This is a genomic window from Agromyces sp. NPDC029043 (genome assembly GCF_055564615.1).
Genome location: NZ_JBVHVX010000026.1, coordinates 1 through 19,891 on the forward strand (window position 1 = coordinate 1; position 19,891 = coordinate 19,891).

The 19,891-nt window shown below is 66.0% G+C and carries 19 protein-coding genes and 2 pseudogenes; 9 read left to right on the forward strand and 12 right to left on the reverse strand.

Annotated features, from left to right (window positions below):
* Nucleotides 1–468 precede the first annotated feature (468 nt).
* Both ACZ4TW_RS21785 and ACZ4TW_RS21790 read left to right on the forward strand, forming a co-directional pair.
* Nucleotides 469–879, forward strand: a complete 411-nt coding sequence (locus ACZ4TW_RS21785) for a nuclear transport factor 2 family protein (protein ID WP_465546324.1) — start codon at nucleotides 469–471, stop codon at nucleotides 877–879.
* A 299-nt stretch (nucleotides 880–1,178) separates the two neighbouring features.
* The gene (locus ACZ4TW_RS21790; RefSeq protein ID WP_465546326.1) at nucleotides 1,179–2,600 is read left to right on the forward strand and encodes a fatty acid desaturase; all 1,422 of its coding nucleotides are present in this window, start codon (nucleotides 1,179–1,181) and stop codon (nucleotides 2,598–2,600) included.
* Between the two features lie 35 nt (nucleotides 2,601–2,635).
* Here ACZ4TW_RS21790 and ACZ4TW_RS21795 read toward each other — a convergent pair whose 3' ends face one another.
* On the reverse strand, nucleotides 2,636–3,814 hold the full coding sequence (locus tag ACZ4TW_RS21795; RefSeq protein ID WP_465546328.1) for a PucR family transcriptional regulator: 1,179 nt from the start codon (nucleotides 3,812–3,814) through the stop codon (nucleotides 2,636–2,638).
* Nucleotides 3,815–3,974: 160 nt separating this feature from the next.
* Between ACZ4TW_RS21795 and ACZ4TW_RS21800 the strand changes: the two genes are divergently transcribed.
* The 4 genes from ACZ4TW_RS21800 (at nucleotide 3,975) to ACZ4TW_RS21815 (ending at nucleotide 8,045) form a co-directional block, all read left to right on the forward strand.
* Nucleotides 3,975–4,169, forward strand: a complete 195-nt coding sequence (locus tag ACZ4TW_RS21800) for a ferredoxin (RefSeq protein ID WP_465546330.1) — start codon at nucleotides 3,975–3,977, stop codon at nucleotides 4,167–4,169.
* Between the two features lie 37 nt (nucleotides 4,170–4,206).
* Nucleotides 4,207–5,469 carry an NAD(P)/FAD-dependent oxidoreductase gene (locus ACZ4TW_RS21805; protein ID WP_465546332.1) on the forward strand — a complete coding sequence of 421 codons (1,263 nt, stop codon included), beginning with the start codon at nucleotides 4,207–4,209 and terminating at the stop codon, nucleotides 5,467–5,469.
* A gap of 284 nt (nucleotides 5,470–5,753) precedes the next feature.
* Nucleotides 5,754–6,218, forward strand: a complete 465-nt coding sequence (locus ACZ4TW_RS21810; protein WP_465546334.1) for a MarR family winged helix-turn-helix transcriptional regulator — start codon at nucleotides 5,754–5,756, stop codon at nucleotides 6,216–6,218.
* Between the two features lie 126 nt (nucleotides 6,219–6,344).
* Nucleotides 6,345–8,045 carry an MDR family MFS transporter gene (locus ACZ4TW_RS21815; RefSeq protein ID WP_465546336.1) on the forward strand — a complete coding sequence of 567 codons (1,701 nt, stop codon included), beginning with the start codon at nucleotides 6,345–6,347 and terminating at the stop codon, nucleotides 8,043–8,045.
* Nucleotides 8,046–8,151: 106 nt separating this feature from the next.
* Here ACZ4TW_RS21815 and ACZ4TW_RS21820 read toward each other — a convergent pair whose 3' ends face one another.
* The 3 genes from ACZ4TW_RS21820 to ACZ4TW_RS21830 form a co-directional block, all read right to left on the reverse strand.
* On the reverse strand, nucleotides 8,152–8,400 hold the full coding sequence (locus ACZ4TW_RS21820; protein ID WP_465546338.1) for a GlsB/YeaQ/YmgE family stress response membrane protein: 249 nt from the start codon (nucleotides 8,398–8,400) through the stop codon (nucleotides 8,152–8,154).
* Nucleotides 8,401–8,549: 149 nt separating this feature from the next.
* Entirely contained in the window at nucleotides 8,550–9,830 is a 1,281-nt protein-coding gene (locus ACZ4TW_RS21825; protein ID WP_465546340.1) for a benzoate/H(+) symporter BenE family transporter, read from the reverse strand.
* A 160-nt stretch (nucleotides 9,831–9,990) separates the two neighbouring features.
* Nucleotides 9,991–10,983, reverse strand: a complete 993-nt coding sequence (locus ACZ4TW_RS21830) for an isopenicillin N synthase family dioxygenase (RefSeq protein ID WP_465546342.1) — start codon at nucleotides 10,981–10,983, stop codon at nucleotides 9,991–9,993.
* Between the two features lie 144 nt (nucleotides 10,984–11,127).
* Between ACZ4TW_RS21830 and ACZ4TW_RS21835 the strand changes: the two genes are divergently transcribed.
* Both ACZ4TW_RS21835 and ACZ4TW_RS21840 read left to right on the forward strand, forming a co-directional pair.
* Entirely contained in the window at nucleotides 11,128–12,204 is a 1,077-nt protein-coding gene (locus ACZ4TW_RS21835; protein ID WP_465546344.1) for an NAD(P)H-binding protein, read from the forward strand.
* Nucleotides 12,201–12,881: a CPBP family intramembrane glutamic endopeptidase gene (locus tag ACZ4TW_RS21840; RefSeq protein WP_465546346.1), complete on the forward strand. Its 681-nt coding sequence runs from the start codon at nucleotides 12,201–12,203 to the stop codon at nucleotides 12,879–12,881. The genes ACZ4TW_RS21835 and ACZ4TW_RS21840 overlap by 4 nt, the downstream gene beginning before the upstream one ends.
* Before the next feature lie 28 nt (nucleotides 12,882–12,909).
* On the opposite strand, the gene ACZ4TW_RS21845 is transcribed toward ACZ4TW_RS21840, so the two are convergent.
* From ACZ4TW_RS21845 to ACZ4TW_RS21870, 6 genes and pseudogenes are all read right to left on the reverse strand, one after another.
* A complete protein-coding gene (locus ACZ4TW_RS21845; RefSeq protein ID WP_465546348.1) occupies nucleotides 12,910–13,845 on the reverse strand; it encodes a thioesterase family protein in 936 nt (311 codons plus the stop codon).
* A gap of 202 nt (nucleotides 13,846–14,047) precedes the next feature.
* Nucleotides 14,048–14,473 (reverse strand): AAA-type ATPase lid domain-containing protein, encoded by a 426-nt coding sequence (locus ACZ4TW_RS21850; protein ID WP_465546350.1) that lies wholly within the window; start codon nucleotides 14,471–14,473, stop codon nucleotides 14,048–14,050.
* Nucleotides 14,474–14,514: 41 nt separating this feature from the next.
* Nucleotides 14,515–15,780 carry a GAF domain-containing protein gene (locus ACZ4TW_RS21855; RefSeq protein WP_465546352.1) on the reverse strand — a complete coding sequence of 422 codons (1,266 nt, stop codon included), beginning with the start codon at nucleotides 15,778–15,780 and terminating at the stop codon, nucleotides 14,515–14,517.
* A gap of 156 nt (nucleotides 15,781–15,936) precedes the next feature.
* Nucleotides 15,937–16,281, reverse strand: coding sequence for a TCP-1/cpn60 chaperonin family protein (locus ACZ4TW_RS21860; RefSeq protein ID WP_465546354.1), 345 nt, complete (start codon nucleotides 16,279–16,281; stop codon nucleotides 15,937–15,939).
* A gap of 67 nt (nucleotides 16,282–16,348) precedes the next feature.
* Nucleotides 16,349–16,414, reverse strand: a pseudogene (locus ACZ4TW_RS21865) (hypothetical protein); the annotation flags it as partial.
* An 83-nt stretch (nucleotides 16,415–16,497) separates the two neighbouring features.
* Nucleotides 16,498–17,100: pseudogene (locus ACZ4TW_RS21870) on the reverse strand (hypothetical protein); the annotation flags it as partial.
* Between the two features lie 193 nt (nucleotides 17,101–17,293).
* Here ACZ4TW_RS21870 and ACZ4TW_RS21875 point away from each other — a divergent pair.
* On the forward strand, nucleotides 17,294–17,773 hold the full coding sequence (locus ACZ4TW_RS21875; protein WP_465546356.1) for a nuclear transport factor 2 family protein: 480 nt from the start codon (nucleotides 17,294–17,296) through the stop codon (nucleotides 17,771–17,773).
* A 63-nt stretch (nucleotides 17,774–17,836) separates the two neighbouring features.
* Here the strand turns inward: ACZ4TW_RS21875 and ACZ4TW_RS21880 are convergent, their stop codons facing one another.
* On the reverse strand, nucleotides 17,837–18,718 hold the full coding sequence (locus ACZ4TW_RS21880; protein ID WP_465546358.1) for a sucrase ferredoxin: 882 nt from the start codon (nucleotides 18,716–18,718) through the stop codon (nucleotides 17,837–17,839).
* Nucleotides 18,715–19,878, reverse strand: a complete 1,164-nt coding sequence (locus ACZ4TW_RS21885) for a cupin domain-containing protein (protein ID WP_465546360.1) — start codon at nucleotides 19,876–19,878, stop codon at nucleotides 18,715–18,717. Before ACZ4TW_RS21885 ends, ACZ4TW_RS21880 begins: the two co-directional genes overlap by 4 nt.
* Nucleotides 19,879–19,891: the final 13 nt, after the last annotated feature.

The following is a 19,891-nucleotide window of genomic DNA, read 5'->3' on the forward strand; positions in this document are numbered from 1 at the left end:
CTCCGTTGTGTGTAGGGGGGATGGTTTCACCCCCCCCCCCCAAACTCCCTAGGAAAAGGACCCCGAGGATTTTTGTGGTTTTGTGTTGCCCCCCCCCCCCCCCCCCCCCCCCCCCACGACCAAACCCTTTCTCACACTGTGAACTTGTCAAAGAGCGGGTAAGGGCCGTGGCTCCCACAGGGGTGGTGTCGGATACGAGAGTGTCGTTCTGACACCGGGTTTCGGGTGGAATGGTGTTGTTCGGCGGGTCGGTTCGGTCGGGTTGGGAGCAACAGGTTCCTGTGCCCACTCAGTGCGATTCTGTGCCCGCTCGACGCCAGACGGTGCCCGCTCGACGCCAGACGGCGCCCGCTCGCGATGGGGAGGGAAGCGGAGCGTCCAGGCCGGATCGACACGCGACGCCGGAGTCGCCGCCATGTCACCGCCCCTCTACTAGCCTCGAGGAGTACGCCCAGTCGAGGAGGACCCATGATCACGCTCCGTGAAGCCGTCGAGACCAAGAACCTCGAGGCTGTCGACGAACTGCTCGCCGAGGACGTCGTCTTCCGCAGCCCGGTGGCGTTCAAGCCCTACCCCGGTAAGCACATCACGAGTGCGATCCTGCACCAGGTGGTGGAGGTGTTCTCCGACTTCCGTTATGTCCGCGAACTGCGCGACGGCGAGAACGAGGTGTTGGTCTTCGAGGCAAAGGTCGGCGATCTCGCCATCACCGGCGCCGACTTCGTCGTCTACGACGACGCCGGCAAGATCACGGACTTCATGGTGATGGTGCGACCCCTCAAGGCGGCTCAGCAGTTGGCCGACGAGATGGCCGCCCGGTATCCGGCCATCGTCGCGGCCGCGGAGGCATCGCTGGCAGCAGAGGCAAGCAGTTCGTAGCGGGCCCCGCGCCCACTCGACGCCAGACCGCGCCCACTCGACGCCAGACCGCGCCCACTCGACGCCAGACCGCGCCCACTCGACGCCAGACCGTGCCCACTCAACGCCAGACCGTGCCCACTCAACGCCAGACCGTGCCCACTCAACGCCAGTGCGTGCCCATTCACGACCGGGATCGTCCTGTTCTATCTCACAACCAACCCCACCGAATTCGGTCGATTACACGGTGATTGTGACGCGGAACGCGTCCATTCTGACAACAGGTTCGCAGTTCAGCCCTGTTGTAGGAGGTAATCATCATGAGCTTGGAAGCCAGCGGGACAGTCGCCGCGCAATCGACCGAGAGGTGGCGCGATCGGAAGCGCTACCTGTGGTTGATCGGTCTGATCGTGCCGTCGTTCGCCTTCGTCGCGATCGGTGGGCATGCGCTCACCGGGTGGGGGGTGTTCCTATGGGTGGGGCCGATCGTGGTGCTGGGGATCGTGCCCGCGATCGACTTCTTCGCGGGTTTCGATCCGACGAATCCGCCCGACGACGTCATCGAGGAACTCGAGAACGACCGGTACTACCGCTACATCACGTTCGCCTTCCTGCCGATCCAATACGCCGGCTTCATCGTCTCGATGTACCTGATCGCGACGCAGGGGTGGCCGGTCGTCGACAAGGTCGGTTTGGCCATCACGCTCGGATTCATCGGTGGGATCGGCATCAACACCGCACACGAGCTCGGCCACAAGAAGGAGAGCCACGAGCGATGGCTGTCGAAAATCGCTCTGGCGCAGAGTTTCTACGGCCACTTCTACATCGAGCACAACCGTGGACATCACGTCCGTGTCGCCACGCCGGAGGATCCGGCTTCGTCGCGTCTCGGCGAGAATCTGTACCGCTTCTGGTTCCGGACCGTCACCGGATCACTGCGGAGCGCGTGGGAGATCGAGGCAAAGCGCTACCGCCGCAAGGATACGCATCCGTTCCACCTCGGCAATGACGTCCTGAACGCCTGGCTGATGACCCTCGTGCTGTGGGGTGCGCTGATGGTCTGGCTCGGGGTCGGCATCCTTCCGTACCTGATACTGCAGGCGGTCCTCGGGTTCTCGCTGCTGGAGATCGTGAACTACCTGGAGCATTACGGCATGCTGCGCCAGACGACGACGTCGGGCCGCTACGAGCGCGTCCTCCCGATGCACTCGTGGAACTCCAACAACATCGCGACCAATGTGCTGCTCTATCACCTGCAGCGCCACAGCGATCATCACGCCAACCCCACCCGCCGCTATCAGACCCTCCGCGATTACCGCGAATCCCCGGCGCTGCCGACCGGCTACTCGGGGATGATCGTCCTCGCGCTCTTCCCGCCGCTGTGGCGTCGCGTGATGGACCACCGCGTCGTGGAGCATTTCGACGGCGACGTCCGGCTCGCCAACGTCACGCCGGGCAAGCTCGACGCACTCATCGCCCGATTCCCCACGCCCACTGCCACTCTCACCGTCGACGTCGACGACGTCACGCGTCAAAGCTACGACGACGAGGTGCTCGCCGCCCGCTGCCCCGGATGCGGCTTCACCTATGAGGTCGCGGCGGGCAACGAGCTGGAGGGCTTCGCCGCGGGCACCGCCTGGGCCGACATCCCCGACGACTGGTGCTGCCCGGATTGCGGCGTACGAGAGAAGGTCGACTTCCTACCCGTCCGAGATTCGACGACCCTCAAGAGGACACAGTAGACAGAACGCGACGGAGCACGTCATAAGCGCCGCATTCAGCGGAGAAACGCGTCGTAGTAATCGAGCGCCAACAGCAGGTCGCCTGCCCGGGTCCGTAACGGATATCTGAGCAGGCGCTCTGCTTGTTGCACTCGATATCGAACCGTATTCTTGTGCACACCAAGTAAATCCGCAATCGAGTCAGCCGTCTCCGTGGACGTCAGTACGACGCGGACCGTCTCGCGCAGCGCATCGAGATCCGGACCGGCCAGGCCCTGCAGCGTCGCCCGCGCGAACCGTTGCGCGGCGTCGGCATCGGCAGAGATCAAGGTCAGCGCCGCGACATCGTCGTACCGCGTCACCGCGATTCGACGCCTCGCCGAGAGCGCGATGCGTTGCGCCGCACGAGCATCCCGATGCGCAGCGATGAATCCGTCGATCCCCTCCGCGGGGCCGCCGACCGTCACCCTGATCGACGACGCATCAATCGCCGAGTCGTCGATCATCAGCGAATCCCCGCGTACCGCAACCCATCCCCACAGTTCCCGTCCGCCGGGACGCACGACGGTCATCCGTGCGCCGTCGACCAACCCGGCCACCGCCGGCTCCAACCGCTCGATGGAGTCGGCGTCGAGCGCATGGGCGATCACCGCGCAGTGCCGCACCCCGGTGATCGGATAGCCGCCCAACTCCGCCGAGAACTCCGACAGACTCACCCCGGCGCCGCCGAGGACGGCCGCGGTCAGTTCGTAGCGGCGGGCGTCGCCGCGACGTCGAATCCTGTCGAACTCGGCGGAGTACTCGGCCACCGACAGTTCCACCGACGACCCGAACCACCGATTCGCCTTCGTCCAGAACCACACGAGCAGCGCCTCGTGATCGAGCCCTTCCGGCGCATCCCGCACGATGCCGACGGCGAAGTCCCAGGAGGCCTCCTGCGCCACCTGATAGATCTTCAGCAGCACCGGCAGCCCCAGGTGATGCCGGGCCACCTGCACCGCGAGTTCCCCCGCGGACGGCACCAGGGCCGGCGTGCCCTCCACGTCGACGGTCACCGAAGCCAGGAACGCCAGCCAATGCTCCTCGATGGCGGCGAGCAGGGTCGGTCCGAGGTCATCGGGGAGGGTAACGGCGTCGACGATGGCGTCCGCCGTGCCGGCCACCCAGGACCCGACCGCGTCCGGGGAACGTTGCTCGACGACGAAGTCCTTGAGCCAGTCGGTCACGGTGGTCACCCGACAACACTCGCACAGACTGTGCAATCACACAGCAATCTCTCCCGGATTCAGCCTTTCGACCAGTGAATGTGACCCAACTCCCGGTCAAGATGACAAGTACAGCCATCACCGACAGTCCAAACAGACAAACAACAAGCAGACAAACGAGGAGCCCGCCATGAGTCACGTCCACGTCGACCGTCCCGCCTGCGAAGGCATCGGAATGTGCGAGACCCAGGCCCACGAGTACTTCCAGATCGGCGACGACGGCCTCGTCGACGTCGTCACCGCCGACGTTCCCGACGGCGACCGCGCCTACGTCCGCGCCGCCGTCGACTCGTGCCCGATGTCCGCACTGCGGCTCGTCGACTGAGATCACAATGTCGACAGCACCGATGTCCACAGCACCGATGTCCACCACGAAGCCCCGCGGCCGACTCGTCATCGTCGGGTCCTCCCTCGCCGGTGTCCGCGCCGCCGAAGGTGCACGTGCCCACGGATGGACCGGTCCGATCGTCATGATCGGCGACGAGCCCCAACTCCCCTATGACCGTCCGCCACTGTCGAAGGCGGTGCTCGATCCCGCCGCCGCACCCGCACTCCCAACACTGCGCCAACCCGAGAGCTGGGAAGCACTCGACGTCGATCTGCGCAGCAGCACAACAGCTCTCGGCCTCGACATCACTGCGCAATCAGTACACACCACCTCCGGCGACGTCCCGTACGACCGTCTGATCATCGCCACCGGCAGCACGCCGCGCACAGTCCCGGCACTCACGAACGCGCCCGATTCCCACACCCTCCGCACCTACGACGACGCGCTGCGCATCCGCCAGATGCTCACCACCGCACAGAAACTCACGATCCTCGGAGGTGGATTCATCGGCGCTGAGGTCGCGTCGGCGGCCGTTGCCCGCGGATTCGACGTGACGATCATCAATCGTTCCACGCGCCCCCTGGATCGATGCGTCGGCCCGATCGCGGCACAGCAACTCAGCGCGCTCCACACCGCAGCCGGAGTCGACGTGCGCACCGGCGTGCAGCTGACCTCAATCACCGAGCACGACACCATGATCCGTACCCTCCATCTCGACGACGGTACGTCCATCGACACCGACGCCGTGGTCATCGGCATCGGCTCGGCGCCTTCTACCGGTTGGCTCGCCGGTAGCGGACTCGCCATCGATCCGTCCACCGGCGGCATCGTCTGCGACGCCACGCTCGCCACCTCCGCCCCGCATATCTGGGCCGCCGGCGACGTCGCCTCCGTGGCCGGTCACGTCAGCGGACACTGGACGTCGGCCGGGGAGCAGGGATTCACCGCGGGTGCGAATACCACTGGGGCACAACAGACTCACGCAGGACTACAGTTCGCGTGGTCCACCTGGTACGGCCACCGTGTCCAGCTGATCGGCACGACCCGCGTCAACCAGAGCGGCACGACGCCGAACATCGAGTCCATCCACGAAATCCCCATCCACGAAACCCTCACCGACGAGGGCGTCGTCGAATATCACGAGTCCGGACGGGTCGTCGGAGCCATGGCGATCGACAATCCCGGCCGAATCGCGCGACTACGCCGCGAGCTCACTTCCGCCGGTACAGAAACGTCCCGACCTGTAGGTACGACATCCGCTCGGCGAGCCGGTGACTCAGCCGGCGCGCTCCGCTGAACGCATGCGCGTCCTTCCCACGACGACCCGCACCGTGCCACGCAGCGTCGCGTCGATCATCTGGCGTGCTGCCTTGTCCGCCTGCCGACGTGCCTACCGCCGCCGCCGGACGACCCACGGCGCAACCCACTGTCCACAGACGCACCCTACCCACGGCGCCGGTACCCTCTGAGGCGAACGCACTGTCCGAATCGAACGTCGGCAGAGCACAGAGAGCCGGGCGCGCAGCGGCAAGTGTCGCGAACGACGACAGGCACCGGGAAACACGGACAGAGGGGCGGGCGATGGGCGCGAACACCGATCCCCTGCCGGAACTCGAATCGGAGCTCGCCGATTTCTGGCGCCGCGGGCGCAGCCGCACCCGACGCCGCGCGCAGGAGATCCACCCGAAGCTGGATCCGGCGTGCTATCCCCTGCTCATGGTCCTGGCGCGCGACGATTCGGTACGGATGTCCGAGCTGGCCGCTGCGCTCGATCTGGAGAAGTCCACCGTCACGCGTCAGGTGGATGCCGTCGTTCGGCTGGGTCTCGCGGAGCGTGGATTGGACCCCGACGACGCGCGTGCGCGCACCGTGCGGATGACAGACGAGGGCCGGCAACGGTTCGATGCCGTCGTCCAGTCCGCCGTCGACGACTGGCGGTTACGTTTGTCACAGTGGAATCCCGACGACATCCGCACCCTCTCTCACCTGCTGCGACGCCTCAACGACAGTGACGACAACGCCACCCGAGGCGCAGCGTCGAGGTGACATCGCCGAATCGGGAATGAACCCAGTTAGTTGCGGGTTGCAACCTTCTGTGGATATAGTTGCGTTCTGCAACTAATCCGTGAGCATTCGTCTCACACATCAGAGAAAACTTGAGGAGGTTTCCGCATGAGTACCGCCATGCCAACACATGCACCCGCTGCGGACGAGCCGATGACGCACCGCCAGAAGCTCGAAGCTCTGGTCGGATTGCTCCTCGGCATGTTCGTGGCGTTTCTGTCGTCGACGATCGTCTCGAACGCGCTGCCGACCATCATCACCGACCTGCACGGCACCCAGGATCAGTACACCTGGGTCGTGACGGCTACCCTGCTCGCCTCCACGGCGACGACGCCCATCTGGGGCAAACTCTCCGACCTGATCAACAAGAAGCTGCTCGTCCAGATCTCCCTCACGTTGTTCACGCTCGGCTCCGTGCTCGCCGGACTGTCCCAGTCCGTCGGTATGCTGATCGGCTTCCGCGTCGTTCAGGGTCTGGGCCTCGGCGGTCTGCAGGCGCTCGTCGTGATCGTGATCGCGTCGATGTTCAGCCCTCGTGAGCGTGGCCGCTATCAGGGCCCGATCGCCGCGGTGATGTCCGTCGCGACGGTCGCCGGACCGCTGATCGGCGGCGTCATCGTGGACACCAGCTGGCTCGGCTGGCGCTGGACGTTCTACGTCTGCGTGCCGCTGGCGGTCATCGCACTGCTGGTCATCCAGCGCACCCTGAACCTCCCCCAGGTCCGCAAGCAGGTCACCATCGATTACACCGGCGCCCTGCTCATCGCCTCCGGCGTCAGCACCCTGCTCGTCTGGGTGACGTTGGCGGGCAAGAACTTCGGCTGGACCTCGGGCATGTCCTACGGCCTCGTCGCCCTCGGTATCGCACTGCTCGCGGTCGCGATCTTCACCGAGTCCCGCGCCAAGGACCCGATCATCCCGCTGCACCTGTTCCGTGATCGCACGACGTCGCTGGCAACCGTCGCGAGCATCGCCGTCGGTGTTGCCCTCTTCGGTGGCGCGGTGTTCCTGGGTCAGTACTTCCAGATCGCCCGCGGCTACTCCCCGACCGCGGCCGGCCTGCTGACCCTGCCGATGATCATCGGTTCCATGCTGGCCGCCACCGTCTCCGGGCAGCTGATCACCAAGTACGGCAAGTGGAAGCGGTACCTCGTGGCCGGCGCGATCGCCATGACCGCAGGATTCTTCCTGCTCTCGACGATCGACGCCCACACCGACATGGTGCAGATCGGTGTCTACCTGTTCGTCCTGGGACTCGGCATGGGTATGAGCATGCAGAACCTGGTGCTCGCGGTGCAGAACAATGTCACCCCGGACAATCTCGGTTCGGCGACGTCGACCATCACGTTCTTCCGTTCACTCGGCGGCGCGGCCGGCGTCTCGGTCCTGGGCGCAGTGCTCTCCAATCACGTCACCGACCTGATCGCGAGTGGCCTGGCGGCCGTCGGCATCAACCCGTCGCAGACCGGCGGATCGAGCGCCGGCCTGTCCAACCTGAACGAACTGCCCGGCCCGATCGCGGAGATCGTGCGCGGCGCCTACGGCGACGGAACCGCCCGGATCTTCCTGGTGGCCGGAGCCATGGCCGTCGTCGGCCTGATCGCCATCCTGTTCATCAAGGAGGTCGCCCTCAAGACCGAGAGCGCCGACGACGTGCGGTTGGCCCAGCGGCGCGCCGCCGCCCTGGCGTCGACGGAGGCCGATGAGCCGGAGATCGACGGAGCCGTCGTGGGCCCGGTGCCCGTCGCCACCGTCACCGTCACCGACCATCCGCTCCCCGAGGACCTCGCCCCGTTGTCGCGGCGCTGAATCTCAGCGGTTCCCTAAGACAATTCAACAAGAGACGACGACGCTCGGCGGACATCATCCGCCGAGCGTCGTCGTCTGTTGTTGTGACGCGCCGTGTTCGCGACGGTTACGTTCGTACCGCTCGTCCGCGGATCGCGAGGTACCCCGCAATCAGTACCACCGCGACGATGACACCCACGATGAACGGGATGATCTCCCATCCGCCATTGCTGTTGCTATAGCCGACCTGATAGGTCAACCAGGAGCCGATCACGGATCCCAGGATTCCGAGAACGATGGTCATGACGACGCCGATGCTCTGCTGTCCCGGCATGACGAGTCGTGCCAACGCGCCGACGATCGCACCGACGATCACCGCGCTGATAATTGTTCCGATCATTGAGATACCTCAATCGTGTGATTACCCGGGCATTCTGGAGAGTACGGCCGTGATACGACGACTCTGAAGAGCCCGAGTGAAGATCGTGCGCCCATGGCTTCAGCACACCTCGGTCAGTTCTGACCCTACATCCCTTGGGTCCGCACCTCGCGGAAATCGTTGCGCTCCACCGCCCAGGACACCGCGACACCCGCGAGCAGTCCCCAGAACGCCGAACCGATGTTGAGGATCGACAGATCCGAGATCGACACCAGGAAGGTCACCAACGCCCCCATCGTGAAACGTGACTCGAATGCCGCTCGGAACGCGTTCTGTAGCGCACCCAGCAATGCCAGCCCGCCGATGCACGCGATGAATGCGGCCGGCATCGCCAGCATCAACCCGACGAAGCCCGGCGCCAGCACTCCGACGATCACCGCCAACACACCGAAGGTCAGCCCCGCGGTGTACTGGCGGCTCCGATCCCCGGAGGACACCAGCAACGCATTCGTCGGTCCGGCAAGGCATGACGAGATCGCACCGATCGTCGACGCCGCTGCCGCCCACACACCGCAGGCAATCGTCACCACGTTCACCGGCGGACGATGACCGGCGGCGCGCAACACGGCCACACCCTGCCCGTTCTGGACGACGATGACCGTGATCGCCAGCGGCACCACGAGTCCCAGCAGCGCGCGCACGGTGAACTCCGGCATCTGCAAGACCGGGGCGGCAATCACCCCCGAGACGCCGTCGCGGGGTGCGAACTCGCCGGTCGCCGCCACCGCGGCGGCACCGACGAGAAATGCCCCGATGATCGGCGGCATCCACCTCGAAACCCCCGAATGTATCTGCAGCGCAAAGAAAGCCACTATGATCGGCACCGCCACCCACGGATCACTCCCGATCGCGTTCACCACATCCAGCCCGAACTGCAGGAATACGCCGGCCACCATGCCCATGACGATCGGGGTCGGCAGCAACGACATCACGGCGTGCACGCGTCGTGTCAAACCTATTGCCAGGATGACGATTCCGGTCACCAGGAAGGCGCCGCGCACCTCCGCCCAGGACAGATGCCGCAACGACGCACCGACCAGCACCGTCCCCGGGATCGTCCACGCAAAGGCCAGGGGCATGCGATACACCCAGCTCGCGATCACCGTCAGGATGCCGTTGAGGACGAAGACACCGAAGATCCACGACGACAGTTGCGCCGCACTCAGATTCCCCGCGGATCCCGCAGCCAGGATCACCGCCACCGGACCCGACGCGAAGAAGATCAGGCCGATGAGTCCGTTGGTCGCATAGGTGAATCCGAAGTCCGCGGCCACCTGCGATGGACGCGCGAGACGCCGTCGCGGACGTTCCACGGTGGTAGCATCGTCGTCGACGTCGACGTCGACGTCGATCTCGGGCGCGGACACGGCACATCACTCCTCGCCCCGTCGGGGCGGACATCGGGGGCTGATTCCCTCAGGCTAACGACCAGTGGCCGCAGAACAAGGACACAGATTGCCCGCATTGATCGATGCCGGCTATCAGTGCACCTCAGTACCGTCGAAACGGTGTGCCGGGTTGCCCGACTCAGTAGGCCGACGCCGCGCCGTTCGCCACGATCCCGTGATGGATCTCGGCAACATCGGGGTGAGCGCGGGTCCGGGACTTCCAGGCGTTCTCACCGTAGGTACTGAAGATCGGGTTCTGCGGATCGGCCTCGACGCCCCGGGACCGCGCCCTGAGCTGCGGCGGCAGATCGATGATGGGGATGACCGCGTCGAGCTCGGGATTGAGGAAGAACGGGATCGACACGCGATCGGTCCCCGGTTCCGGCGCCAGCACACGGTGCCGCGTCGCGCGCAGGTAGCCGCCGGTCGCCACCTCGAGCAACTCGCCGATGTTGACGACGAATGCGCCATCCAGTGGCGGCGCGTCGACCCACTCCCCGGGCGCGACCTCGACCTGCAGTCCCGTCGACGACGGTTCGAGCAACAGCAAGGTCAGCACACCCGAATCCTTATGAGCACCAACACCTTGCGGGTTCTCCGCACTGCCCGGGTAGCGGACCACTTTCAGGAGGGTCGCCGGGTGGCCGGTGAATGCGTCGTCGAAGAAGGTGTCGTCGGCGCCCAGCGACGCAGCCCAATGTCGCAGGAGGCGGAGCCCGACGTCGGAGAGCGCGGCGCTCCAATCCTCGAAGGCACGCCGGAACTCGGGGAGAGCGGCCGGCCACAGGTTGGGCCCCTGCAGATTCCAGTACCCCTCGGCGCCGTCGACGACGGGGAGTTCCGGACCGATGTCGATCTGTTCGCGCCAGTCCACCGCGCCGTTCGTCAGCTCGCCACCGAGTCGCGAATACCCGCGGAACTGTGGGCTCTTCAGTTGACTGATCTGATCCTTCGACGCGGCGGGCAGGGCGAAGAAGTCACGCGCCAGGGACAGGACCTCGTTGATCGCGTGCGCCGGAATCCCGTGGCCGGTCAGGTAGAAGAAGCCGGAGGTGTGCGTCGCCTCGCGCAGGTGCAGGCGGAACGCATCGGGGCTCTGCGTCGCGTCGCGAAGATCCAGGACAGGCAGCATCACCTCACCTTCCCTCGCGTGTCCACCGATGGCAAGGGTTACGTCCATCGCGGGCAGTTACCTGTTCGTGATCGTCGTTGCGGTTGCGTTGCTCATCGTCGCTGCCCGTGGGCAACGGGGGGCCGCGCACCTACAGTCGGATCCATGAGAGCTTTCGTCACCGGCGCCACCGGATACGTCGGATCACGGTTGGTGTGCACGCTGCTCGACAGCGGCCATGAGGTCGTCGCATCGAGCCGTGATCCCCGTTCCGCACAACGCTTTTCATGGTCGAAAGACGTGGATTCGGTGGCGCTCGACGTCGACGATCCGGACTCGATCGCCGACGCCCTGGCACACGCCGGGGACGTCGACGTGCTCTACTACCTCGTCCACGGCATCGGTCAGGCCGACTTCGACGACTCCGATGCGCAGGCCGCGCGCGCCGTCGCCGAGGCAGCACGCGACGCGGGAGTCCCGCGCATCGTCTACCTCGGCGGCTTCGTCCCGGACTGCGACACGAGCAAACTCTCCACACACCTGCGCAGTCGCGCGGAAGTCGGCGAGGCGCTCGACGTCGACGACGGCCCGGACCTCGTGTGGCTCCGCGCCGCGGTCATCCTGGGTGCCGGATCGACGTCGTTCGAGATCATCCGGTATGTCGCCGATCGGCTCGCCGTCATCCCCGAGCCCAAATGGGTGAACAACGCAATGGATCCGATCTCTGTGCGCGACGTGCTGCACTACCTGATCGCGGTGGCCGATCCGGCGATCCCACCCGGGTCCTACGACATCGCCGGCCCCGACGAGGGCGCCCGGTATCGCACCGTCCTGTCCGAGTATCTCCGCACCATTCGCACACCGCGGCTGCGGGTTTCGGTTCCGCATGTGAACACGCGGCTCGCCGGGATGGTCGCGGGGCGGTTGGTTCCCGTCCCCACCGGGCTCACCGCCGACCTCGTCACCTCCCTGAGCACGCCGATGCACGCCTCCGAGCACGCCATCCGCGACCTCGTCCCCGATCCACCCGGCGGACTCACCCCGATGCGCAGCGCCGTCGAGGCGGCGGTCCGCACGCCGAGTCCGCGGGATGTGTGTTCGCTGGCCGACATGCATCACCTCGCCGAGACCGACCCCGATTGGGCCGGCGGTGACATCATGCGGATTCGACGACGCGTGGGCTCACTGGTCGGCTCAGCCACACATCAGGTCCGGAACGTGGTATCGATGCTGACAGGATGACCACACTTCACCGACTCCTCGCCACCCTCACCGCCGAGCCCGCCGACACCAGATTCGACGGCCCGGACGCCCTTCGACGACGCCGCATCGTGGTGATTGTGTTCTTGGTGATCGGTGCGGTGATCCTGGGGATATCACTGTCGGCGGAGCCGGGTGATACGGCGTTCTATCCCCTGACGATCGCGTTGGCGGCAACGTGGATCATCGGCGGATTCCTCTCCGGCCCAATCCATCTCGGACGCGCACCCGGAGCATCGGCAGCCCTGGGGATCGTCACGGGTGTGGTGGTCGGCGCCGTGTTCGTGGTGGGCGCGCTGGTCACGCGTGAGATCCCGGTGCTGCGTGATCTGGTGTCGCAGGTGCTGGCGTTTCGCGATCAGGGCAGCCTGGCCGCGGTCACCGCGATCACCCTGGGCAATGGCCTCGCCGAAGAGGTCTTCTTTCGCGGCGCGGTGTACTCGGCCGTGCAGCGCCACCGCGCGATCGTCATCTCCACCCTGCTCTACGTGCTCGCCACCCTGGCCAGCGGTAACCCCATGCTGGGGTTTGCGGCGGTGCTCCTCGGCGCGGTGTGCGCAGTGCTGCGTCGTCGAACAGACGGGGTGCTCGCCCCGATCTGCACCCACGTCGTGTGGGGTGCGATCGTCCTGTTCGCCCTGCCGCCCCTGTTCGCGTGAGCCGGCGCGGGGGCGGCGATCACCATGATCAGGTGAAGATCGCGACCGTCTGCGAACCCGTCATCACCAGTTGGCCGCCCTCATCCCACGCGTCCATCGTTTGATACGAATAGCCGTCTGCGGCAACGACACTCGTGGATCGCAGCAGGAACCAGCCGGTGCCGTCGGGCATCTCGTCCGCACAGATGTTGACGGTCCAGTTCATGCTGCTGATCGGCGCGGGCGCGGTGAACGCGGTCATCGACGCCGGCGGAAGACCGTCGCCGAGTGCCACTAGCGCCACGTACGGGTCAACACCCGTGGCATCCCGATGGCGGACCCACGCGATGAATTCCGGCGTCTGCGCGCCGGACATCGGGATGGCGCCACCGGCGAATCGCATATCGAAGTTGGTGCCGAACGCCGGACGCCCCGGGGCGTCGTTGATGTCGAGACTGTCGTGCGGCGCGGGAACATCCGGTCGCTCGATCAACGAATGAGCGACCCCGCTGGGCCGATTCCCCGCGAAGATCAGCGTCGACTGCACCGCGACGTCGTCACCGCTCGTCGTGGTGACCGCGTAACTCGTGGCCGATCGGCCCTGACGCAGTTTGCGCGCCGTGGTGTCGAGTCCCCCCGCGGCGGGACCGCTGAAGGTGAACTGCCCGGCGCGCAGCGGCGAGAGATCGGCGTCGGCGGATTGCTGCGCGGCGGCCACGGCAAGTGCCGCGGTCAACCCGCCGTACGCCGTACGCCCCTGCTTCCAGGTTTCCGGGACCTCGAAGGTCGACGCCGGGTCGAACGACGCGATGACCTCGGACAACGGAGTCAACAAACCCCTCCTCTCTACGCACGATCCACAACGACCGCGCACTATGCAGACCATCATAGAGGGCGGCATCGAGCGGGCACACACCAGCACCGAGCGGGCGCGCACAGAGACCGAGCGGGCACAGATTTCGTGCGAGTGGGCGCGCACAGACACCGAGCGGGCACAACGTGCCCGCTCGAGGCTGGAGCGTGCCCACTCGACGCGATACCGTGCCCGCTCGACGCAATTCCGTGCCCGCTTGAGGCTGAAGCGTGCCCACTCGACGCGATACCGTGCCCGATCGAGGCTGGAACGTGCCCGCTCGACGCGATACCGTGCCCGATCGAGGCTGGAACGTGCCCGCTCGGCGCGGCGACTACACGTCTATGCCGAACTCTTTGATCTTCCGGTAGATGGTGGCGCGGGAGATGCCGAGGGCGACGGCAGCGGCGGGTTTGTGGTGGTCGTTTTCTTCGAGGGCGCGGATGATCGCGTCGCGTTCCAGCGCCTGGATTCGGCTGAGTCGGTGGCGGGCGAGGGCGCGCACGGCGGGTGGTAACTGCGCCACGTCGATCACGCCGGATCGCTTGTTGGTGACCATCTCGCGCAGCACATGGCGCAGTTCGGACACGTTGCCGGGCCGCGGGTATTTGCTCAACTGCCGCATGGCTTCCGCACTGACCGAGACGTCGCGGCCGCGTGTGAACTGCCGCAGGAGCAGCGGGACGAGCTCGTCGAGATCCTCGATCCGGTACCGCAGCGGCGGGACCTGCACCGTGTGGGTGCAGAACGGGAGGAGCATCGCCCCGACGGTCGACGATCCGGCGCCGGAGTCGCCGACGGTCATACCGACCCAGCCCGACTCCTCGCGCCCCTGAAGGGACGCGACGATCTCGGTGAGGGTGTCGTCGTCGAGGGCGTCGACGTCGCAGAGGACGACGGCGAAGTCGTCGCGCTCGAGTTCGCCCGCGAGTGCCTCAAGCGACTCCGGCGCCGCCAGATCGCGTGCGGTGAACACCCGCACCGTGCCGTTCTGCTGGGCGGCGGCGGCGCGCAGGATCGACGCGCGGCCCGAACCCGGCCACCCGAGGCCGCCACCCAGTCGCCGTCCCAGACCGAACGCGCCACCCGATCACACGCCTGCTGCCACGACGAACTGCGGCCGCCGACGCCGGGCAACGATTGTTCCGGTCTGCGACGCCGGGCGGGCTGCGCCGTCTCGCTGGATCGCACGAGGTGAACATGGAAGACGGCCATGCCGGTCGTCGTATCCCAGTAGTCGACGACCGGGGCGAGTCGCACGACATTCATCGACGGCAGCGTGATGACGCGCGGCGGCGGGGATTGGTGGAGCGTCTGATCGACAGCGTGCTCCAACACCGCGGTTTGATCCTGCGGGTCGAGTGCGAGCCGGAGCCGCTGATTCATCAGAACGACATCGCCACAGAGCGCCACCACCATCAGCTGCGGCGCGCGCCGGCAGGCGGCGAGATAGGCGTTGAGCAGCCGCGATTCACGTTCGCTGGCCTGGGTCAGCATGCGCTGCTCGATCTGCGAGGTCGCGGACTTCGCGAGGGAGAGCAACAGTGGTCCGCCGTCGTCGACCCAGCCCGTCAGATCCAGCGCGCCGGCCACCGCACCGGAGACGGGGTTGGCGATGGGCACGCCCGCGCAGGACAGATCCGCGAAGCAGCCCGCGTAATGCTCGGAGCCGCGCACGAGGGTCGCCTGGCGGTTCTCGAGGGCGGTGCCGATGCCGTTGGTGCCGGCGTATTCCTCGGAGTACGAGTACCCGGGTGCGAGCAACACGTCGTCGAGCACACCCTGCAACTGGCGGCTCGCCGTCTCCCGCGACAGCACGACGCCGTCGGGTGAGGTGAGGATGATGCTGACCGGTTCGTCAGACAGGTCGTCGACGAGACGCTCGATGATCGGCCGGGCCGCCGACATCAGCGGGCTCTCCAGATTCGGCTCCCGGACAAACGGCAGCTCTAGGCGATCGGTGTGCACGTTGAACGCGCGCGACCGACGCCATGACGTCGAGATGCTCTCTCGGACACCATTGTCGATCCCGTCACCGGTCAGGAAACGTTCCCGCGCATCTGCCATGTCGCGGTGCGAGATCGTGTGAGATGTGGGCTGCTTTTTCACAGAACGAACCAGCTCCTCTGTGATGTGCGTCTCACAGTATATAAGTGAGGGCCGGTCGCGATCAACGCCGTGAACACTCAGGTTCCGATCACGACCGGCCCAGTCAACGGGGTGTCAGTAGATGTTCGAGGGCCGCACCATCCCCTCCGCGAGGTCACCGAAGCCGGGTGCCTCGATGGCTCCCGGATGGGTGAGGACCTCTTCTACGACGGCCGTTTCGGTGGTGATCAGCAGTGCGGCGATCGACGCCGCACTCTCGAGCGCGGCCTTCGTCACCTTGCACGGGTCGACGACGCCCGCGTCGAACATGTCTCCATACTCTCCGGACAATGCGTTGAACCCGTGCCCGATCGGCAGGCCGGTGACGACGCGCACGACCTCGTCGCCGTCGAATCCGGCGTTGGTGGCGATCCAGAACAGCGGCTCGGCAAGCGAACGACGCACGACGTCGCGTCCCATTCTTGCGCTCGTCGGCCAGCGCCATCAGCAGAATCGAGTAGCCGTTGGAGATGTGCCGCGACTCGTCGGACTGCACCGAGTGGAACACCGTCGGGAGCAGATAGTCACCGTTGGCGGCGGCCTCGTCTGGCATCGCGACGAACAGGGTGTTGGTGAAGGCCGTCTCGGCGACGACGGTGAGATAGATGTTGGCCGCGGTATCGCGTCACCGGTGATGAAGCCTTCACCGAACTGCCGGCCGATGGTGCCGGCGTAGTTGTTGGCGAACGCCTTCTCGGTGATGTCGAAGCCGGCCGGATCGATGTAGTTGTTCATGTACAGCTTCTTGAGGTTCATCTGGATCGTCGAATGACGGACCTCGTCGATCATCTGCACCGCGAGCCCGTTGTGGATCTCCGGATTGGGGACCGCGTCGATCGCCATCGGCATGGCGCGCGCGGCCGAGATCTCGGGGAACGGGATGATCGACAGGAACAACTTCTGCCATTCCAGCCAGCGCTCCTGCACCTGGCGGAACATGTTGCCGCGGATCGCGCCGTCCATGGCGCCGTACACGCGGTTGTCCTTCTCCTCTTGCATCGGGAAGTAGGAGCGCATGATCTGCTTGAGCGGATCCTTCTTCGGTGCCTTCTCAAACGTGTAATCGGTGCCGAACCGGGTGGCCGGGGTGGCGAAGGTGGGCTCCCACGACAGCTCGGTGATCTTCGCGTGGGCCTTGGTCAAGCTCTGCCTGCTCAATGTGCGCCTCCTCTGGAATGGCCGACGCGGTGCCGGCCCTGGGCTGTAGCGCTTTCGATGTAACCGCGTGACGCGGGTCACATGCGTCTCAGTGTGAGACAGGACGGATATTCGAGCTCAAAGTTGGGGCCGAAACGAGAGGACCCGCGCCCGAGACGCCCGTTCCGGAGCCATCGATCAAGAATGATGACCATGTCTGAGCGGATAGTGGGCGTACCCGAGTCACTCGTGGGTGACGATTGAGCCTCAACCAACGAGCCGAAGGTGGTTGCCGATGGGCACTCTCAAAGAACGCATCACACGACTTGAGGACATCGAGGCGATACGCCACCTCGATGCGGAGTATTGCCGGCATCTCGACGACGGAAACTGGGATGCCCTGATGGACCTGTTCACCGAGGACGGCTCCTTCGACGGATTGGCCCACCCCGTCGGCAAGGACGAGATGCGTGCCTTCTTCGCCGGTCTCGGCGCCGCAGGGCTCACCGCGTTCTGGCATTTCATCACCAATCTCGAGATCGACGTCGACGGTGACGCCGCCGTCGTTCGGTCGTTTCTCTGGCAACCCTGCGTCTCCGACGGCAACACCGCTGTCGCGGCCGGCCGTTATCTGGATCGGCTGGTGAAGGTCGACGGCCGGTGGCTCTACCGCGTCAAGCAGGTGCGCTTCCACTTCTTCGGACCACTCGCACAGGGCTGGGATGAGAATCGCTTCGCGGTGGAGTCAGCGCGCCGCGCGGCAGTGCATCCGTGACGACGGCACATCGCGAGTGGAGAATGCCGGTATGGAACTCCTGGCCGCGTGGCCGGCTCGCGGTCAGGTGATCGACACCAAGACAAACTGACGCACCTTGCCCGCCACACTGGCCGAACACATCGACAGCAACGGCTCGGAGAACTCCTCGCCGAGCACCACATCGATCGGACCGGAATCGCCTGCCAGCCGCACATGGATCTTGTGATCGATGTGCTCGACGCTCACCGGCGCCAGCGCGTCGATCCGATCGTCACCGGTCTCGCGCCGCACGAAGTACTGGGCGGCCTGCACGGCGTGCGGCAGCGACGTGCGTCCACGCACCAACCGATTGCGGAGTCGACCTTCCGTGTACAAGCCGACGAGTTCAGCCGGATCGGAGGCGGAATCGACTCGGCCATAACACAATCCGTGCGGGAAGAGCACCATCGTCGCGGCAAACCGGTCGCCGCCGAGATGTGAACACTCCCAGGTCCACTCGGGATAGATCGACGCAATGGCAGCGGTGGCGCTGCGTCCACGTACCGCGCAGCACTGATCGTGTCTGCCATGCGCACACACCGTCACCACCGGATCGTGCGAGATCTCGCCGTCGGACCCGTCGAGCGCGAGATCGAGGTACCCCTGCGGACCGTCGACCTCACCTGCGTGGATCGTCTCGGCACCCGGCTCGCATCCGACGACAAACCATCGCCATCGGGGCGTCGCGGCTCGCCGCCCTGGTCGCCGAATCGCGACGATTCGCATCCCGGCGGCCTCCACCCGCCGGACGATCGCGCGGCCCAGTTGGGCGTCGATGATGTTGGGCGACTGCAGAAATGCCGAATGCCCCCATGCGCCGGGCAACTCCAGCAGCACCCAGGATGTTCCCGCGGACGCGGTGCCGTAAACAGGGTCTCCGCGGTCGATCGATTGATCACTGCAGGGCCGACGACGATCCGTCATCCGGGTACTGTTCGGGAGAGGTGCGCCGGCACGATCACCGCCTCGCGCAGCAGCCGTCGAATCACCACCGTCGAGTCGGCGGCGTCGAGGCCCGGCAGGGTGCGGGCGTCGTGGGTCGAACCGGAATGCAACGCCTCCACCGCGTCGGCGCATGACTCCGGAAAACTGATGACGCGGTCACCGACGACGATCTCGATCCGATCATCGGCACGGCGCAGCGAGCCGATCAGTCCGCGACGCCACCGAACCCGGACGTCGTCGGTGAGTCCCGCGACCGTGTCGAGAGTCGCCAGCGGGCGCACCGGGATCGCGCGGGTGCGCTCGGCAAAGGTCGCGGTGAGCTGTGCCGCGGCCGCCTCGCCGAGTTCGGAAGCGTTGTCGCGCAGTGTATCCACGAGGGTGGCGATCGTCTTGTTCGCCACCGCGACGGTCTCGGCACGATCAGCGAGATCGACCCCGAGCGGCAGCGACGCACGCAACGCCGACTCGGTTCCGAGGACGTCGAGCAACGCCCGCACGACGTCGACGCCGGTCACCGCCGCCACCCCGACGGTGATGTGGATCGACGTTTCCCCCAGTGCCACAGCCGAATGCACCCAGCCGCGCGGGAGGTACAGGCAATCTCCCGGCTCGAGCACCGTATCGATGACCGGCTCGTCCTGCGCCCGCTTCTCGATTGCGGCACGGTGATCGGTCCAGGGCTCGTTCGTCAGCGGATCCACGTGCACCGGCTCATGGATCGTCCAGTGTTTGCGTCCGGCGATCTGGAGGACGAACACATCGTGAACGTCGTAATGCGGATCGAAACCTCTGTTGGCCGGAGGCGTCACGTAGGCGTTCGCCTGAATCGGATGCCCGACGTCGTCGATCAACCTGCGGACGAAGTCGATGAGCGGCGGCCACAGGCGGTGAAGTCCCTGCAGCACGATGGTTGCGCCATCGGCGAACTGCGCCAACACTTTTGCCGAGTCCACCTGATCGGGCATCTCGGCACCGAATCCGGCCGGACCCACGTAGCAGTCCCGGCCGACGAGTGCGCCCTCCTTGGCCATCCGGATGAACGGAGCACGCACCCCGCGCTCGGAGATCAACTCGTCGACCGCACCGGCCGACAGTAGATCACCGAAGTCGCGGGGCAACGTGTCCGCGGTGCTGAGCAACGGCCGCCGACCC

What these genes read in the sequence shown, in the direction of transcription:
- ACZ4TW_RS21855 (WP_465546352.1), bottom strand. Translation starts at nt 15,780, where the DNA reads ATGGCAGATGCGCGGGAACGTTTCCTGACCGGTGACGGGATCGACAAT.
- ACZ4TW_RS21860 (WP_465546354.1), bottom strand. Translation starts at nt 16,281, where the DNA reads ATGGGACGCGACGTCGTGCGTCGTTCGCTTGCCGAGCCGCTGTTCTGG.
- ACZ4TW_RS21880 (WP_465546358.1), bottom strand. Translation starts at nt 18,718, where the DNA reads ATGACGGATCGTCGTCGGCCCTGCAGTGATCAATCGATCGACCGCGGA.
- ACZ4TW_RS21830 (WP_465546342.1), bottom strand. Translation starts at nt 10,983, where the DNA reads ATGCTGCCTGTCCTGGATCTTCGCGACGCGACGCAGAGCCCCGATGCG.
- ACZ4TW_RS21800 (WP_465546330.1), top strand. Translation starts at nt 3,975, where the DNA reads ATGAGTCACGTCCACGTCGACCGTCCCGCCTGCGAAGGCATCGGAATG.
- ACZ4TW_RS21785 (WP_465546324.1), top strand. Translation starts at nt 469, where the DNA reads ATGATCACGCTCCGTGAAGCCGTCGAGACCAAGAACCTCGAGGCTGTC.
- ACZ4TW_RS21840 (WP_465546346.1), top strand. Translation starts at nt 12,201, where the DNA reads ATGACCACACTTCACCGACTCCTCGCCACCCTCACCGCCGAGCCCGCC.
- ACZ4TW_RS21835 (WP_465546344.1), top strand. Translation starts at nt 11,128, where the DNA reads ATGAGAGCTTTCGTCACCGGCGCCACCGGATACGTCGGATCACGGTTG.
- ACZ4TW_RS21805 (WP_465546332.1), top strand. Translation starts at nt 4,207, where the DNA reads ATGTCCACCACGAAGCCCCGCGGCCGACTCGTCATCGTCGGGTCCTCC.
- ACZ4TW_RS21850 (WP_465546350.1), bottom strand. Translation starts at nt 14,473, where the DNA reads ATGCTCCTCCCGTTCTGCACCCACACGGTGCAGGTCCCGCCGCTGCGG.
- ACZ4TW_RS21815 (WP_465546336.1), top strand. Translation starts at nt 6,345, where the DNA reads ATGAGTACCGCCATGCCAACACATGCACCCGCTGCGGACGAGCCGATG.
- ACZ4TW_RS21875 (WP_465546356.1), top strand. Translation starts at nt 17,294, where the DNA reads ATGGGCACTCTCAAAGAACGCATCACACGACTTGAGGACATCGAGGCG.
- ACZ4TW_RS21810 (WP_465546334.1), top strand. Translation starts at nt 5,754, where the DNA reads ATGGGCGCGAACACCGATCCCCTGCCGGAACTCGAATCGGAGCTCGCC.
- ACZ4TW_RS21790 (WP_465546326.1), top strand. Translation starts at nt 1,179, where the DNA reads ATGAGCTTGGAAGCCAGCGGGACAGTCGCCGCGCAATCGACCGAGAGG.